Origin of the sequence: Flavobacterium sp. UBA4197 (assembly GCF_002379575.1) — a bacterium.
In the GTDB taxonomy this organism is placed as follows: domain Bacteria; phylum Bacteroidota; class Bacteroidia; order Flavobacteriales; family Flavobacteriaceae; genus Flavobacterium; species Flavobacterium inviolabile.
Genome location: NZ_DFUB01000033.1, coordinates 218,899 through 234,388, shown reverse-complemented (window position 1 = coordinate 234,388; position 15,490 = coordinate 218,899). Strand labels below are relative to the sequence as shown.

The following is a 15,490-nucleotide window of genomic DNA, read 5'->3' as shown; positions in this document are numbered from 1 at the left end:
TAATCGTTTATTGTTTATGGTGAGTTGCAAAAATTTTTAGCAACAAACTTTATTTTTCACAGCTGCTTCTACAAAATGTACAAACAACGGATGCGGATTAGCTACCGTACTTTTATATTCCGGATGGTATTGAACCCCAATGAAAAACGGATGATCCGTTAATTCCACTACTTCCACTAAACCGGTATCAGGATTTACTCCTGATGCTTTTAATCCTGCATTTTCCAAAGCTTCCAAATAGTCTCCGTTAAATTCATAACGGTGACGGTGACGCTCTAAAATATTGGTTTTACCATAAATAGAATGTGCCAGTGTATTTTCTTTTAAAGTACATTTCCAGGCACCCAAACGCATGGTTCCTCCTTTATCGGTAATATTTTTTTGTTCTTCCATGATGCTGATCACCGGGTAAGACGTGCTGTCGTTCATTTCTGTCGAATTGGCATCAGCATAACCCAGAACATTTCTGGAATATTCAATAACGGCCATCTGCATACCCAGACAGATTCCAAAGAATGGAATTTTGTTTTCTCTGGCATAGCGAACCGTTTCTATTTTTCCTTCAATTCCTCTTCCTCCAAATCCCGGAGCAACCAAAATACCATCCAAACCTTTCAGTTTATCGGCAACCGTTTTCTCATCCAGGTATTCCGAGTGAATACTGATTACATTTACTTTGGTTTCATTTGCCGCTCCCGCGTGAATGAATGCTTCCAAAATGGATTTATACGAATCCTGTAATTCTACATATTTCCCTACCAAACCGATGTTAACGGTGTGTTTCGGGTTTTTCAGTTTGTGCAGGAACTCATTCCATTGTGACAAATCCGGTGTTGCTTTTTCCGGTAAATCCAATTTTTTCAGGGCTACTCTGTCCAGTCCTTCTTCCAACATTAAGTTTGGAACATCATAAATGGTTGAAGCATCGATAGACTGAATAACCGCTTCTTTTTTAACGTTACAGAATAACGCTAATTTCTGACGCAGGTCGCTTGAAATTTCATGCTCGGTTCTGCAAACCAGAATATCCGCTTTGATTCCGCTTTCCATTAAGGTTTTTACGGAGTGCTGCGTTGGTTTTGTTTTTAATTCACCGGCTGCCGCCAAATAGGGTACTAATGTTAAATGAATAACGATTCCGTTATTATCTCCCAACTCCCACAATAGCTGACGTACCGATTCGATATACGGCAACGATTCGATATCACCAACCGTACCGCCTATTTCTGTAATCACAATATCAAAATCACCCGACTTTCCAAGCAACTGCATACGTTCCTTGATCTCATTCGTAATGTGCGGAACCACCTGAACGGTTTTTCCTAAAAATTCACCACGACGCTCTTTTTCAATTACAGAAAGATATACTCTTCCTGTCGTAACATTATTGGCCTGTGACGTAGGAACATTTAAAAAACGCTCATAATGTCCTAAATCCAAATCGGTTTCGGCTCCGTCATCTGTTACATAACACTCTCCATGTTCATACGGGTTTAATGTTCCCGGATCCACATTAATATACGGATCAAATTTCTGGATTGTCGTTCGGTAACCTCTTGCTTGTAATAATTTAGCTAAAGAAGCTGCGATAATTCCTTTTCCTAAAGAAGAAGTCACACCTCCTGTAACAAAAATATATTTCGTCTGATTCATTGTGTTGTTGTTTGTTGTAGTTGTGTAAAAAACTTGGCAAAAGTACAATTATAAATTGAGAATTAATAACTGTAGATTGACAATTATTCGTTAATAAAAGGTTTACGGTTTGGGGAAGTTCTTTTTTATATTCCGGATTAATTCTTCCAGTCCGTTTAATTTGAGTTCATAGACCAACTGCAGCTGTTCGCCAAGCTGCCCTTTTGGAAAACCTTTGTTGTGGTACCAGACAATATAGTGTTCGGGTAAATCGATAAGAAAACGCCCTTCAAATTTTCCGAAGGGCATTTTGGTATGAGCCAGCCTGATGAGTGCTTCTTTATTTTTATCCAAAATATTATTCTCTTCCTATGAAGTCAATTTCATTGTTCTGTGCCATCTTCGGATCATTGCCGTAATCATTTCTTCCATGGTCGCCATCCAGTACAAAATAATACAGGATAATCATGGAACCGATAAACGGTATCAATGCCAGCAGATAGGTCCAGCCGCTTTTATTGGTATCATGCAGTCTTCTTACGGCAACGGCAAACGATGGAATGATCGTTGCCAGCGCAAAAGCCACCAACAGGAAACCTGAAATTCCTATTAATGCTTCCGATCCTGTTACAATAGCAATAATAAATACGATATACAGCGGAACAATAATAATAAAATTACCCAATACATAATACCAATATTCCGAACGACGGGCACGCCCTGAAAAGTTGATGTAATTTTCAATAAACGCTTTTTTCCACCAATCGAAAAAATTATAGTCTTTTTCTGCTTTTACCATTATCTATTTCCAGTTAAATATTATTTCTTTTTTAATATCCGGGTTCAGGCTCAGATAAACCGGACAGGTCAAAGCCGTTCGTTCCAATATTGTTTTTGTTTTATCGTCTGCTTCGATATTCATATTAAAAGTCACATGAATCTCAGCTATTTTTCGCGGTTCTGCCTGCATAACTTTGGTTACGTCTGCCGTTGCTCCGGAAAAGTCAACATCCATCGTAGCTGCTTTTATTCCCATAACGGTAAACATACAGCTTGCCAGTGCATTCGCCACGGTATCTGTGGGTGAAAAAGCTTCTCCCTTTCCGTTGTTGTCCACAGGCGCATCCGATATAATTTCACTTCCCGACTGCAAATGAATCGACGACGTTCTTAAATCTCCTAAATACGTTACTTTTGAGGTCATTATTTTGCTTCTTTTACAGTTAAATCATCACTATAGTTCATAATATAAACACCGGTATTGTAATAGCCTCCGTTTATATTTGCGTAATCAAATTTGTTCTCCACCTGCTCCGATGCATTTTCATTAACCGATTCCCGGAATCCGTTTTCCTGAAACATTCTCACAATAACATCAAAAGTTACATCAAAACCTCTTGTTGCAAAGCGGTTCGGGAAGATGTTGTTTTTCTTTTTAAATGTGCCGGCAAAAATAGCTGCTTCCGGAGTTTCGTTATCTTTGGCTACCGAAGGGTACAATAATTTCAATTTGGTTAAACGGCTCAACGGAATTTCTTCAAAATCCAGGGTTTCGTTTTTCTCCAGCGTTACCAGCTGTACCTGGAATTGCGATAATGCACTCACCAGGATATTCAGCGTACTCAGCACCATTACTTTACTTTCCGATTCCAGAATAACGAAATTGGTTTTATCGGCTTCCATCAGGCTTTTGATATTTTCCAGCGTCACATTTCCTTTTTCGTTTAATTCCGCAAATTTTACCAACGGATAGTTATCTTTTAAATATTGTCTTGAAGAACCTTTTTTAGGATCGACCACCGCAATGATGTTGCCGTTTTTAGACTTCATATAATCAAACATTTTCTGCTTCACATCATTCGAATTCGGCATTGCCTGAAACAGGTTCGAATACGGTTTCCCTTTTTCATTCGATAAAGGCGAGATTACCGGAACATTATACTGGTTCAGCAAATTGGCAGCGGTTTCCACATTAGACTGAAAAAACGGACCGATAACGGCATCCGTATTCGCAAAGTTGTTTTTATCGATAATTGCCGCTACAGCCGATGCGTTTTTCGTTTCTTTAGAGTCATAAATCTTAACTTTTAACGGCAGGCCTAAGGCTTTAGCCGAGTCGATTGCCACTAAAGCACCCGCATAAAAATCAAGGGTCATGTTCAGGAATTTATCCGTTTTTAAACGTTCCTGCGTAGAACGGATCGAGTCGGATGCAATTTTATCCAGGTTAAAAGGCATGAACAATACCAATTCTTTTTCTCCGTCTTTTTTAAGTGTTTTAACAATATCAACAGAAGCTTTGTTCGTTTTAACATCGTCAAATTTAGAAGTATTCGGCAGTTTTAAAACCATTCCCGCTTTAACACCGTCTTTTAATTCCGGGTTTAAAGAGATCAATTGCTCTTCACTCAATCCTGACGATTTGGTCAGACGGTACATGGTTTCTTTAGGTTTTACCTGATAGCTCAGGTATTTATTTTCTTCGGCAACTTTTTCAATTTCCTTTTCTACGGTTTTCTGTACCGAAGGAACATTTTTGTTCAGTCGCAAATTGTATCCGATTTCCAGGTTTTCTTTTATTCCGGGATTCAGGTCCTCTAATTCCGGAACCGTTAAGCCGTATTTTTTAGCAATACCGAATTTGGTTTCTTTTGCTTCAACAATATGGTAAACCGCTTTGCCGGAAGCTGAGCCCGATCCGGAAGCTGCCGCTTGTTTAAGTTCCTGCTTCAATTCTTTTTTCTCAGCTTTAAGCTGTTGTTTGTCTGCTTTCGGAGCGGTAAAAGTCAGCACCTGACCAATTTTCAATCCGTCTTTTTCTACTGCAGGATTACTCTTGTAGATGGCTTCAACCGTGGTTCCGTATTTTTTAGCAATACCGTAAACGCCTTCTTTCGGTTCTACCGTATGTGTAATGGTTACCGTTCCTAAAGTTTCCTTTACTTTTTCTTTAAGGACTTCTTTAGTTGCGGTTTTCTTGTCTTCTGTTTTTGCAGTAATTATTTTACCGGAAGCTGTCGGAACCAATATTTTCGAATTTTCCTTTAATCCGTTTTGCGAATCCGGGTTCATCCGATAAATATCGTAAGGCGTTACACTATACTTTTTTGCAATCTGTACTACTGTTTCTCCTTTTTCTACCTTATGTTCTATGTAATTTTTAGTTTGTCCAAAAACAACACCGGACATAAAAAGTCCTGAAATTACAACAGTTACAATATATTTCATACTACTATTTTTAAGCGAATAAGTCGTTATAAAGTTAGAATTTTATAACGACTTATCTCAAATTTACAATTTCTTTTTATTCCCACTCAATTGTGGCCGGCGGTTTGGAGCTGATGTCATAAACAACCCGGTTAACCCCTTTCACTTTATTGATAATTTCGTTCGATATTTTCATCAGGAAGTCATACGGTAAATGTACCCAGTCTGCAGTCATTCCGTCTGTAGATTCTACAGCTCTCAACGCAACTACTTTTTCATAGGTACGTTCATCTCCCATAACCCCAACGCTGTTTACCGGTAACAGGATTGCTCCTGCCTGCCAGACTTTGTCGTATAATCCGTGTGTTTTCAGTCCTTCAATAAAGATCGCATCTACATCCTGTAAGATACTAACTTTCTCCGGTGTGATATCACCCAGGATACGGATGGATAATCCAGGTCCCGGGAACGGGTGTCTTCCCAATAAGTCCGGGCTGATTCCCAAAGTAGCTCCTACTCTTCTTACTTCGTCTTTAAAAAGCATTCGTAACGGTTCCACTACCTGCAATTTCATGAAATCCGGTAAACCACCCACATTGTGGTGCGATTTGATCGTTGCCGATGGTCCTTTTACGGATACCGATTCGATTACGTCCGGATAGATCGTTCCCTGAGCCAGCCATTTTACATCTTCAATAAGATGGGCTTCATCATCAAAAACTTCAATGAACACACGTCCGATTGTTTTTCTTTTCGTTTCCGGATCCTCAATACCTGCCAATTCATTCAAAAAACGTGCCGAAGCATCCACTCCTTTTACGTTTAAGCCCATTCCTTTGTATTGCTCTAAAACGTTCTGGAATTCATTTTTACGCAATAGTCCGTTGTTTACGAAAATACAGTACAGGTTTTCACCGATAGCTTTGTTTAACAATACTGCCGCTACCGTAGAATCCACTCCACCGGAAAGTCCTAAAACAACTTTATCATTTTTAATTTTACCTTTTAATTCGTCTACGATTTCTTCAACGAATGCTTTAGGGGTAAAGTTTTGAGGTACTTCTGCAATTTTTACTAAAAAGTTCTCCAGCATCTGTTTACCGTCTGTTGAATGGTAAACTTCCGGATGAAACTGAATAGCATAAGTGGTTTCTCCTTCAATTCTGTAAGCCGCATTTTCCACATCTTTAGTACTTGCCAGACGAACACCGTTTGTTGGCAATTGCTTGATGGTATCACTGTGGCTCATCCAAACCTGACTGTTTAAAGCCACTTCATCAAAGAAGGCTTCGTCATCTTTTACATAGGACAGGTTCGCTCTTCCATATTCTCTGATATTGGAAGGGGCTACTTCTCCTCCGCTAAAATGTGCCAGGTATTGTGCTCCGTAGCAAACCGCCAGTAACGGCATTTTGCCTCTGATCTGTGATAAGTCCGGATGCGGTGCATCCTCTGCTCTTACGGAGTATGGGCTACCGGAAAGGATAACCGCTTTATAACTTGATAAATCACTGGGAAAGTGATTGAAAGGAAAAATTTCGCAGAAAATATTTAATTCGCGAACTCTTCTCGCAATAAGCTGAGTGTATTGCGACCCGAAATCTAAAATAAGTACGTTGTGTTGCATGTGCAAAAATAGACAATTCTTGAAAATTGAAAAATTTAAACGATTGAAAAAATGTAAAGAAATTATTTTCAAATGTTTACGTAAAAAAAAACTGCCCTAACCGGGCAGTTTTATCAGTTTTTATAAAGAATTGGATTAATCCAATGCGAAATTTATCGTCACATTAGCGGTAACTTCAATCTCTCCGATTGCCAAAGTCTCTCTTGTCATTTCGGTATCGGCCGACATTTTCATGGCTGACATATACGGTCTCGGGTAGTATGTAGACGAATTATCGGCTACCAGGATTGCTTTCCCCATTTTCTGGTTTAAAGCAGCAGCATAATCCTGTGCTTTTGTTTTAGCATCCTGTACTGCTTTTACTCTTGCCTGTGATTCATACTCGGTAACTTTAGTCGATTTGAAATCCACACCGTTAATAACATTTACACCGGCATCTACCAGGCCTAACATCATTGTATCGTATTTTGACAGCTCTTTTAACGTGATTGAAATAGTCTGATTGGCTACGAAATAGTGTTTTTTCTTTTCATAATCGTATGTTTTATTCAACTGAACCTGTTTGGTCTGGAAATCCGCTTCCGGCAGTTTTGATTTTTTTAAGTATTTGATAACGGCATCAATAGCAATATCATTTTTCTTTTTTACATCGGCTGCCACTTCTCCTGTGTTTTCCACGCCAACATTAATGATTACATAATCCGGAGTTACTTTTATTTTCCCTTCGCCGGAAACAACTATCTGTGGTTGTGTTTTCATTTCTTGTGCATTTGAAACTGTTGCCATGAACAGTGTTACTACGATTAAAATTGCTTTTTTCATTTTTGTGCTTTTTAAGTTATATACTACAAATCAAATCCAATGCCAAAAATTATAATTTTCCTGTTTTTGCTAAAAAAAACAAGATCACGATGGGAATTGCCAGCAGTATTACCATTAAAGTATTGTCCTGTAACATGGAAGGAACTTTGGCAATTGTAATAATATATCCGCCAATTGCCCCGCCAAAATGCGCCACATGCCCGATGTTGTCATTTTTGGCTTTCATTCCGTAAATGGAATACAGCAAATAGCCAATGCCAAAAAGATATGCCGGAACCGGAATGATGAAGTACAGTCCCAGGGTCATATCCGGACGCAGCAGGATAGCGGCATATAAAATCCCGGTTACCGCACCCGAAGCTCCTATAGCTCTATAGGAATAATCATCTTTGTGAAAGTAAAGCGTCAGCAAACTGCCGCACAGTAAACTTCCTATATATATGATCAGAAAAGAAGCGGTACCCAGATCCTGAATAACCACCGGTGCAAAAAAGAATAACGTCAGCATGTTAAAGGCCAGATGGGCAATATCGGCATGCAGAAAAGCAGACGAAAACATTCTGATTTGCTCACCTGCACGGATGCTTCCCACGTGAAATTCATATTTTCTAAAAAACGAAAGGTCATTAAAACCTTTAAAGCTTACAATTACCGTTATTGCAATAATAATTAATAGTACAGAATTCATTCCGGTTGGTTTTCTTTCTGTAAAAATACAGATTGTTTGTTTAGGTAATGTTAATTTGGGATGGTAAAAATATTTTTAAAAGTTATATTTGTAAAAAATATCGAAATGCAGTTTTTACTCTATATAATCGCCTACCCTTTTTTATGGTGTATTTCCATTCTTCCGTTTCCTCTTTTTTACTTTCTGTCTGATTGTACTTATGTTGTGGTATACCACCTTGTCGGTTACCGGAAAAAAACGGTTCGGGACAATATCGCATTAACGCTGCCACACCTTTCCAAAGAAGAACGCATCCGGATTGAAAAGAAGTTTTTCAAACACATGTGTGATATGTTTCTGGAAATGATCAAAACCATGACCATTTCGGAAACAGAGATGAAAAAGCGTTTTGTTTTTACCAATATTGAAATGGTAAGGGAAATGGAGAAAAAGAACAAAAGTATCATTATGATGTGCGCGCATTATGCCAGTTGGGAATGGCTTATCATCCTTGACAAGTACATCGATTTCCGGACTTTTGCCGTTTATAAAAAAATCCAGAACAAATATTTTGACAAGTTAATCCGCGACATCCGTTCGCATTTTAACGCAACATTAATTGAAGCCAAAGAAACGGTAGATGTTATCCGCAAAAATGAGATTAACAACATCAAAGGTTTTTACGGTTTTGCAAGTGACCAATCGCCACAGCTGCACCGAACCAACTATTTCGACACTTTTATGGGCATTAATGTTCCTGTATTTACCGGAGCCGAAATGCTGGCCAAAAAAATGGATTTATCCTTAGTGTTTGTAAAAGTCCAAAAAGTGAAACGGGGACATTATCAGGCTACCTTTGTGCCTTTGGTAGAAAACCCTAAAGAAGTTCCCAACTATCAAATTACAAGCATGTACCTGCGAATGGTTGAAGAGCAGATCCATGAAGCACCGGAATATTATTTATGGACGCATAAACGATGGAAACACCGCGACAAGCAATCGCTTAAATCGCCAAGAATAAAAAAAGCCCTGAATTAATTTCAGGGCTTTTGCTTTATAGTTTAAACCAACTCTTTACCATTTCTTTTTCCAGGTTAAGCGCTGCTTTGTGTACAAACTCGTTTGAGTTTTTGTTGTATTCATAATCATTCGCCCATGCAGTGTGATTGGCTGCCAGGGCTTTAATACTGTCACATACATACGCCACTTCTTCGCTGGTAGTGGTTGGATGTATTGACATTCTGATCCATCCCGGTTTTTCGATTAAATCACCCGAAGTAATTTTTCCGGTAAGATAATGGGAGGTTTCCTGATCCACATGCAGCAGGTAATGCCCGTAGGTACCGGCACAACTACAGCCGCCGCGGGTTTGAATTCCGAATCTGTCGTTCAGGATCTTTACACCCAGGTTAAAATGTAGGTCATTGATATAAAAAGAAATCACCCCCAAACGATCCTCATGCTGGCCTGCCAGTATGTTAATGTTGGACGCCTGTTTTAATTGTCCGAAAACATAATCGGTAATTTCATGTTCTCTTTTCAGGATGTTATCAATCCCCATCTGTTCTTTTAACTGAACGGCCAATGCGGTTTTGATAACCTGTAAAAAGCCCGGTGTACCACCGTCTTCTCTTTCTTCAATATTATCCAGGTATTTGTGTTCGCCCCACGGGTTGGTCCAACTTACGGTTCCTCCGCCCGGGCAATCCGGGATCATGTTGTTGTATAATTTTTTATTGAAAACCAGTACTCCTGAAGTTCCGGGTCCGCCTAAAAATTTATGCGGAGACATAAAAATAGCATCCAGATAGCCTTCCGGATTATCTGCCGGGTGCATGTCTATTTTAACATAGGGTGCCGAACAGGCAAAATCCACAAAACAAACCCCGTTGTATTCATGTACTATTTTAGCGATATCGTGATATGCCGTACGGATTCCGGTTACATTAGAACAAGCCGTTACCGAAGCGATTTTTAAAGTGCGGTCTTTATATTTTTCCAATAATTCACGGAAGCTTTCCAAACAGATCAATCCCTGTTCGCAAGCCGGAATTACCTCAACTTTAGCAATTGTTTCCAGCCATGAAGTCTGGTTGGAATGGTGTTCCATGTGCGAAATAAAAACAACCGGTTTTTTCTCTTCCGGAATCTGCGTATACTTTTGCAGGTTTTCAGGAACTTTCAAACCTAAAATACGCTGGAATTTATTGACTACGCCTGTCATTCCGGAACCATCCACAATCAATACATCGTCTTCGTTGCTGTTCACGTGTTTTTTAATGATATGGCGGGCTTCATGATAGGCCATTGTCATCGCAGTTCCGGAAACGGTGGTTTCCGTGTGGGTATTGGCAACAAACGGACCAAATTCGTTAATTAGTTTTTCTTCAATGGGACGATACAAACGTCCGCTCGCGGTCCAGTCGGTATAGATAATTTTCTGCTTCCCGAAAGGAGATTCAAATTCCTGGTCAATACCAATAATATTTTTTCTGAATTGCTGGAAATACTGTTCTAATGCTGTTGTTGGTTTCGTGTCGGTCGTTGTCATTTTTTGTTGCTATTGAAATGCAAATTTATAATTTATAAACACGAAAACTGTTAAAAAGAATTTATAAATGTTATTTATTCCAAACGATAGTTATAAAAAAAGAGGACCGTTGTGGCTGTCCTCTTTTCTTCTGTTAAAAATATATAAAATTGGTGCGTTTATTGTTTTAAAATTTTTGCCCGGTTGTATTCATAATTCATTTGGGCAATATTGAGTACCGAAATACTTTGCGGGCATTCTACTTCGCAGGCTTCCGTATTGGAACAATGTCCGAAAGCTTCCGCATCCATTTGGTGTACCATGCTCAACACACGGTGGTCTCTTTCTTCTTTTCCCTGCGGCAGTTTGACCAAATGGGTAATCTTGGCCGAGGTGAACAAAGCGGCACTTCCGTTTTTGCAGGTAGCCACACAGGCCCCACAACCAATGCAGGCCGCCGAGTCGAAAGCTGCTTCGGCTGTATTATGGTTCACCGGAATACCGTTTGCTTCCGGTGCCTGACCGGTATTTACCGATACGTATCCGCCGGAAGAGATAATCCGGTCGAACGCACTCCGGTCTACCTTTAAATCTTTCTTTACCGGAAATGCCTGGGAACGGAACGGTTCGATCACTACTGTTTCCCCATCTTTAAATTCCCGTAAATGCAGCTGGCAGGTGGTTGTATTTTTAAGCGGCCCGTGTGCCAGTCCGTTAATCATTACACCACATTGTCCGCAGATGCCTTCCCGGCAGTCATGGTCGAATTCTACCGGCTGGTCGTTTGCTAAAATGAGTTTTTCGTTCAGGGTATCCAGCATTTCCAAAAAGGACATGTGCGGATTGATATCTTCCAGTGAATAATCGACTAATTTTCCTTCGGTGTCTTTGTTTTCCTGTCTCCAAATTTTCAAATGTAACTTCATATTCTTTTTCATTAGGTTATTTGTAACTTCTGACAATTGGTTTCACATATTCAAAAACCAGATTTTCTTTATGCAGTTCCGGCATTGCATTTTTGCCTTTCCACTCCCATGCCGAAATAAACTGGTATTCGGCATCGTTTCGTAAGGCTTCGCCATCCGGTGTCTGATATTCTTCTCTAAAATGTGCGCCGCAGGATTCATTACGGGTTAAGGCATCATAACACATCAACTCGCCTATTTCCAAATAATCGGCTACACGTCCGGCTTTTTCCAGCTCATTGTTCATCGCTCCGGCTTCGCCGGGAATGTGTACGTTCTGGTAAAATGCAGTCCGGAGTTTTTTGATTTCTTCAATGGCAAACTTTAAACCGGATTCGCTGCGGGAAAGTCCGCAGTAGTCATACAGTATTTTGCCCAATGCCTTGTGGTAGTAATCCACCGTTTTATCGCCTTTGCAGTGTATCAAAAGATTCAGCTGTTCTTTAACCGTTTGTTCTGCTTCTTCAAAAGCCGGATGATTGGTATCGATCTTCCCGGTATGGATTTCTCCGGAAAGATAGTTTGCCATTGTATAGGGCGCTATAAAATAACCGTCCACAGATGCCTGCAGCAGCGAATTGGCCCCCAGGCGGTTTGCCCCGTGATCGGCAAAGTTTGCTTCTCCCAATGCAAACAGTCCCGGAATTGTCGTCATCAGTTCATAGTCTACCCACAAACCTCCCATCGAAAAGTGTGCTGCCGGCGAAATCATCATCGGTTCCTTATAGGCATCAATCCCGGTTATTTTGCGATACATATCGAAAAGGTTTCCGTATTTTTCTTTGATCTTAGCAACGCCCTGTTCTTTTATCGCTTTGGAGAAATCGAGATATACGGCATTTTTTAAGGCACCAATACCAAATCCGGCATCGATGCGTTCTTTTGCTGCCCGGGACGAAATATCCCTGGGTGCTAAATTTCCAAAAGCCGGGTATTTTCTTTCCAGATAATAATCGCGTTCCGCTTCCGGAATATCATTTGCCGGCCGTTGTTCGTTTTCTTTTAACGGTACCCAGATACGGCCGTCATTTCGCAGGGATTCAGACATTAATGTCAGTTTGGACTGGTAATCGCCGGATTGCGGTAACGAAGTCGGGTGTATTTGTGTCCAACTCGGACTTGCCATTAAAGCGCCTTTTTTATGGGCTCTCCAAATTGCCGAACCATTACATCCCATCGCTAATGTGGATAAATAGTAAATTTTACCAAATCCTCCCGTTGCCAGCACTACCGCATGGGCAGCATGGCGTTCGATAACGCCTGTATCCAAATTCCGGACGATAACGCCTCTTGCTTTTCCATCAATAACAACCAGATCCAGCATTTCATGCCGGGTAAACAATTGTACCGTTTTTTTGCTGACCTGCCGCATTAAGGCCTGATACGCCCCGATAAGCAATTGCTGCCCGGTTTGTCCTCTGGCATAGAACGTTCTGCTCACCTGAACACCGCCAAAAGAACGGTTGTTCAGATACCCGCCGTATTCCCTGCCAAACGGAACGCCCTGTGCAACCGCCTGATCAATTAAGTTCAGTGAGCATTCCGCCATCCGGTACACATTGGCTTCCCTGGAACGGAAGTCGCCGCCTTTCAGGGTGTCCACAAACATCCGGTACACGCTATCACCGTCATTTTTATAATTCTTTGCGGCATTCACACCGCCCTGTGCCGCAACGGAGTGTGCGCGTCTGGCACTGTCCTGGAAGCAAAAAGATTTGACATTATAGCCCATTTCTCCCAGGGAGGCTGCAACAGAACTTCCGGCTAAACCGGTTCCTACGACAATGACCTCTATTTTTTTTCGGTTGGCAGGATTTACCAACTTCGCATTTTTTTTATAATTGGACCATTTTTCTTCTAAAGGTCCGGCTGGTATTTTAGCATCTATCTTCATACTACTACTTTTTTATGAATCCGGGAATTCCACCGGCTCATTTATTATTGATAAAATAGACATACACCGGGATTACCGCAAATCCGAAACTAATGGCTACCGAATAGGCTATGCCGAAATAGCGGAACCATTTTACGAATTTGGGATGAAAAACACCCAGTGTTCTTACCGCACTGAAAAAACCGTGCAGCAAATGATAGCCCAAAGCAATCATCGACAATACATAGATCACCACATACCACCATTCCTGATAGGTCGTAACAACCAGTGTGTATAAATCCCGGTTGCCATTAGCGTCCGAAGGCAGGCTGCCGAATTTGTATTCGTACCAGAAGTTTTTAAAATGGATGATTAAAAAAATCAGGATGATCGTTCCCAGGATGCCCATGTTCCTGCTGTACCATTTACTGGCTCTTCCCCTGTTGTCCTTTTTATAATCACCACCCGATTTTTTATTCTTTACCGTAATGACCAGCGCATATACGGCATGGAGAATAATGGAAGCATACAGCACATACGAAACAATCTTTATTAGCGGATTGCCCGATAAAAAATGGGAATATGCATTAAACTGCAGCTGTGCTTTTTCTGCCGGCAGAAACAATTGCAGGTTTCCTAAAAGGTGAATGACCAAAAAGAAACACAGAAACAATCCTGTCAGACACATTAATATTTTTCTTGAAAGTGATTGCATGCGATATTGTTTTTAATTAATAGTAACCTATGATTTTCATCCAGAGTCCGCCTATTGCCATATAAATAAACAACAGTATCAATCCGGTTTCCAGACCGCGGAGCCACCAGTTTTTCAGATCCACATATCCGCTTCCGAAAAATACCGGAGCCGGCCCGTGTCCGTAATGGGTTAACGTACCGTATAAAGACCCGATGAATCCCAGCATGAATGCCAATAGCAGTCCCGGAATTCCCAAAGATACTCCTACTCCCAGTAAAGCGGCATACATGGCTGCTACGTGGGCCGTGGCACTGGCAAACAGGTAATGGCTGAAGAAATACACCAGAACGATTACCGGAAAGGCAATCTGCCAGCTTAAATCGCCGATCTGAACTTTTACCAGGTTACTAAACCAGCCGATAAAGCCCAATTCGTTCAGGGAGCTTGCCATCATGACCAAAACAGAGAACCAGACAATCGTGTCCCAGGCTCCTTTTTCGGATTTAATGTCTTCCCATGTTAATACCGATGTGAGCAACAGCATGATCAAACCGATAAAAGCAGTTGTGGTGGCATCAATAGAAAATAAATCGCCGGTGATCCACAAAAACAACAGCAGGAAGAAAGCAAACAGCATCAGCCATTCGTTACGGGAAATTGGTCCCATTTCTTTCAGTTTTTTTGCGGCTACCTGTGGCGCATCGCCGGTTTTCTTTAATTCCGGCGGATATAGTTTATACAGTACAAACGGAATAACAAAAAAGGATACCAGTCCGGGAACTATTGCTGCCAAAGCCCAGGACATCCATGAAATTTTAATCCCTAAATCGGCTGCAAATTTTTGACACATCGGATTACTCGCTGTTCCGGTTAAGAACATTGATGAAGCAATCAGGTTCATGTTATAGCTGTTTAGCGTCAGGAACGAACCTAATTTCCGATGGGTTTCTGGTTTATCGGGTTCGGAACCGAAACTGATCGCCATTGATTTCATAATCGGGTAGATAATCCCGCCGCCTCTTGCGGTATTACTCGGAATAGCCGGAGCAAGGCACAAATCGGCCAGTCCAAGACCATACGCCAGCCCCAATGAGCTTTTCCCGAAAATACGGATAAACAGGAAGGCAATCCGGTTTCCCAGTCCGGTTTTGATAAATCCTCTCGCAATAAAGAAAGAAATTCCAATGAGCCAGATAACCTTATCCCCAAATCCTCTTAATGCTAAAGTGATTGACTTCCCGGCTTCGCCCGGTGCCAATACCTGTGAAAATGCCGTAATCCCGATGGCAATCATACACATCGTACCCATTGGTGCTGCTTTGAGGATGATGCCCAGGATCGTGGCCACAAAAATGGCAAAAAGATGCCAGGCTTCGGGTTTTACGCCTTCCGGCTCGGGAATGAACCATAATAGCATTCCCACTGCCAAAGTAATCAATACTCTAGTGATGTTTACTTCTTTCATAAGTG

The 15,490-nt window shown here is 41.0% G+C and carries 14 protein-coding genes; 1 reads left to right on the top strand and 13 read right to left on the bottom strand.

The annotated features are described in order from the left end of the window. Positions 1-36: 36 nt before the first annotated feature. From B3394_RS17800 to B3394_RS17765, 8 genes are all read right to left on the bottom strand, one after another. Positions 37-1,653 (bottom strand): CTP synthase, encoded by a 1,617-nt coding sequence (locus B3394_RS17800; RefSeq protein ID WP_177734174.1) that lies wholly within the window; start codon positions 1,651-1,653, stop codon positions 37-39. A 102-nt stretch (positions 1,654-1,755) separates the two neighbouring features. After that, a complete protein-coding gene (locus tag B3394_RS17795) occupies positions 1,756-1,986 on the bottom strand; it encodes a DUF3820 family protein (protein ID WP_177734172.1) in 231 nt (76 codons plus the stop codon). A gap of 4 nt (positions 1,987-1,990) precedes the next feature. Then, positions 1,991-2,431: a DUF805 domain-containing protein gene (locus B3394_RS17790; RefSeq protein ID WP_177734170.1), complete on the bottom strand. Its 441-nt coding sequence runs from the start codon at positions 2,429-2,431 to the stop codon at positions 1,991-1,993. 3 nt (positions 2,432-2,434) lie between these two features. Continuing rightward, positions 2,435-2,836 (bottom strand): OsmC family protein, encoded by a 402-nt coding sequence (locus tag B3394_RS17785; protein WP_177734168.1) that lies wholly within the window; start codon positions 2,834-2,836, stop codon positions 2,435-2,437. After that, complete coding sequence (locus tag B3394_RS17780) at positions 2,836-4,860, bottom strand: LysM peptidoglycan-binding domain-containing protein (protein WP_286928100.1); 2,025 nt, start codon at positions 4,858-4,860, stop codon at positions 2,836-2,838. The genes B3394_RS17785 and B3394_RS17780 overlap by 1 nt, the downstream gene beginning before the upstream one ends. Before the next feature lie 76 nt (positions 4,861-4,936). Further along, a complete protein-coding gene (gene guaA, locus B3394_RS17775) occupies positions 4,937-6,466 on the bottom strand; it encodes a glutamine-hydrolyzing GMP synthase (protein WP_177734164.1) in 1,530 nt (509 codons plus the stop codon). Positions 6,467-6,601: 135 nt separating this feature from the next. Continuing rightward, positions 6,602-7,288: an SIMPL domain-containing protein gene (locus B3394_RS17770; RefSeq protein ID WP_177734162.1), complete on the bottom strand. Its 687-nt coding sequence runs from the start codon at positions 7,286-7,288 to the stop codon at positions 6,602-6,604. 49 nt (positions 7,289-7,337) lie between these two features. Then, entirely contained in the window at positions 7,338-7,976 is a 639-nt protein-coding gene (locus tag B3394_RS17765; RefSeq protein WP_177734160.1) for a rhomboid family intramembrane serine protease, read from the bottom strand. A 105-nt stretch (positions 7,977-8,081) separates the two neighbouring features. On the opposite strand from B3394_RS17765, the gene B3394_RS17760 reads away from it, so the two are divergent. After that, entirely contained in the window at positions 8,082-8,993 is a 912-nt protein-coding gene (locus tag B3394_RS17760; protein ID WP_286928090.1) for a lysophospholipid acyltransferase family protein, read from the top strand. 16 nt (positions 8,994-9,009) lie between these two features. Here B3394_RS17760 and B3394_RS17755 read toward each other — a convergent pair whose 3' ends face one another. From B3394_RS17755 to B3394_RS17735, 5 genes are all read right to left on the bottom strand, one after another. Further along, positions 9,010-10,506: an aminotransferase class V-fold PLP-dependent enzyme gene (locus B3394_RS17755; protein WP_286928087.1), complete on the bottom strand. Its 1,497-nt coding sequence runs from the start codon at positions 10,504-10,506 to the stop codon at positions 9,010-9,012. A 158-nt stretch (positions 10,507-10,664) separates the two neighbouring features. Further along, on the bottom strand, positions 10,665-11,411 hold the full coding sequence (locus B3394_RS17750) for a succinate dehydrogenase/fumarate reductase iron-sulfur subunit (RefSeq protein WP_177734154.1): 747 nt from the start codon (positions 11,409-11,411) through the stop codon (positions 10,665-10,667). 16 nt (positions 11,412-11,427) lie between these two features. Next, on the bottom strand, positions 11,428-13,344 hold the full coding sequence (locus B3394_RS17745) for a fumarate reductase/succinate dehydrogenase flavoprotein subunit (protein ID WP_177734152.1): 1,917 nt from the start codon (positions 13,342-13,344) through the stop codon (positions 11,428-11,430). 37 nt (positions 13,345-13,381) lie between these two features. After that, complete coding sequence (locus tag B3394_RS17740; RefSeq protein WP_286928082.1) at positions 13,382-14,038, bottom strand: succinate dehydrogenase cytochrome b subunit; 657 nt, start codon at positions 14,036-14,038, stop codon at positions 13,382-13,384. A gap of 16 nt (positions 14,039-14,054) precedes the next feature. Continuing rightward, positions 14,055-15,485 (bottom strand): anion permease, encoded by a 1,431-nt coding sequence (locus B3394_RS17735; RefSeq protein ID WP_286928074.1) that lies wholly within the window; start codon positions 15,483-15,485, stop codon positions 14,055-14,057. Positions 15,486-15,490 lie beyond the last annotated feature (5 nt).

What these genes read in the sequence shown, in the direction of transcription:
- B3394_RS17800 (WP_177734174.1), bottom strand. Translation starts at nt 1,653, where the DNA reads ATGAATCAGACGAAATATATTTTTGTTACAGGAGGTGTGACTTCTTCT.
- B3394_RS17765 (WP_177734160.1), bottom strand. Translation starts at nt 7,976, where the DNA reads ATGAATTCTGTACTATTAATTATTATTGCAATAACGGTAATTGTAAGC.
- B3394_RS17790 (WP_177734170.1), bottom strand. Translation starts at nt 2,431, where the DNA reads ATGGTAAAAGCAGAAAAAGACTATAATTTTTTCGATTGGTGGAAAAAA.
- B3394_RS17735 (WP_286928074.1), bottom strand. Translation starts at nt 15,485, where the DNA reads ATGAAAGAAGTAAACATCACTAGAGTATTGATTACTTTGGCAGTGGGA.
- guaA (WP_177734164.1), bottom strand. Translation starts at nt 6,466, where the DNA reads ATGCAACACAACGTACTTATTTTAGATTTCGGGTCGCAATACACTCAG.
- B3394_RS17755 (WP_286928087.1), bottom strand. Translation starts at nt 10,506, where the DNA reads ATGACAACGACCGACACGAAACCAACAACAGCATTAGAACAGTATTTC.
- B3394_RS17770 (WP_177734162.1), bottom strand. Translation starts at nt 7,288, where the DNA reads ATGAAAAAAGCAATTTTAATCGTAGTAACACTGTTCATGGCAACAGTT.
- B3394_RS17780 (WP_286928100.1), bottom strand. Translation starts at nt 4,860, where the DNA reads ATGAAATATATTGTAACTGTTGTAATTTCAGGACTTTTTATGTCCGGT.
- B3394_RS17740 (WP_286928082.1), bottom strand. Translation starts at nt 14,038, where the DNA reads ATGCAATCACTTTCAAGAAAAATATTAATGTGTCTGACAGGATTGTTT.
- B3394_RS17750 (WP_177734154.1), bottom strand. Translation starts at nt 11,411, where the DNA reads ATGAAGTTACATTTGAAAATTTGGAGACAGGAAAACAAAGACACCGAA.
- B3394_RS17785 (WP_177734168.1), bottom strand. Translation starts at nt 2,836, where the DNA reads ATGACCTCAAAAGTAACGTATTTAGGAGATTTAAGAACGTCGTCGATT.
- B3394_RS17760 (WP_286928090.1), top strand. Translation starts at nt 8,082, where the DNA reads ATGCAGTTTTTACTCTATATAATCGCCTACCCTTTTTTATGGTGTATT.
- B3394_RS17745 (WP_177734152.1), bottom strand. Translation starts at nt 13,344, where the DNA reads ATGAAGATAGATGCTAAAATACCAGCCGGACCTTTAGAAGAAAAATGG.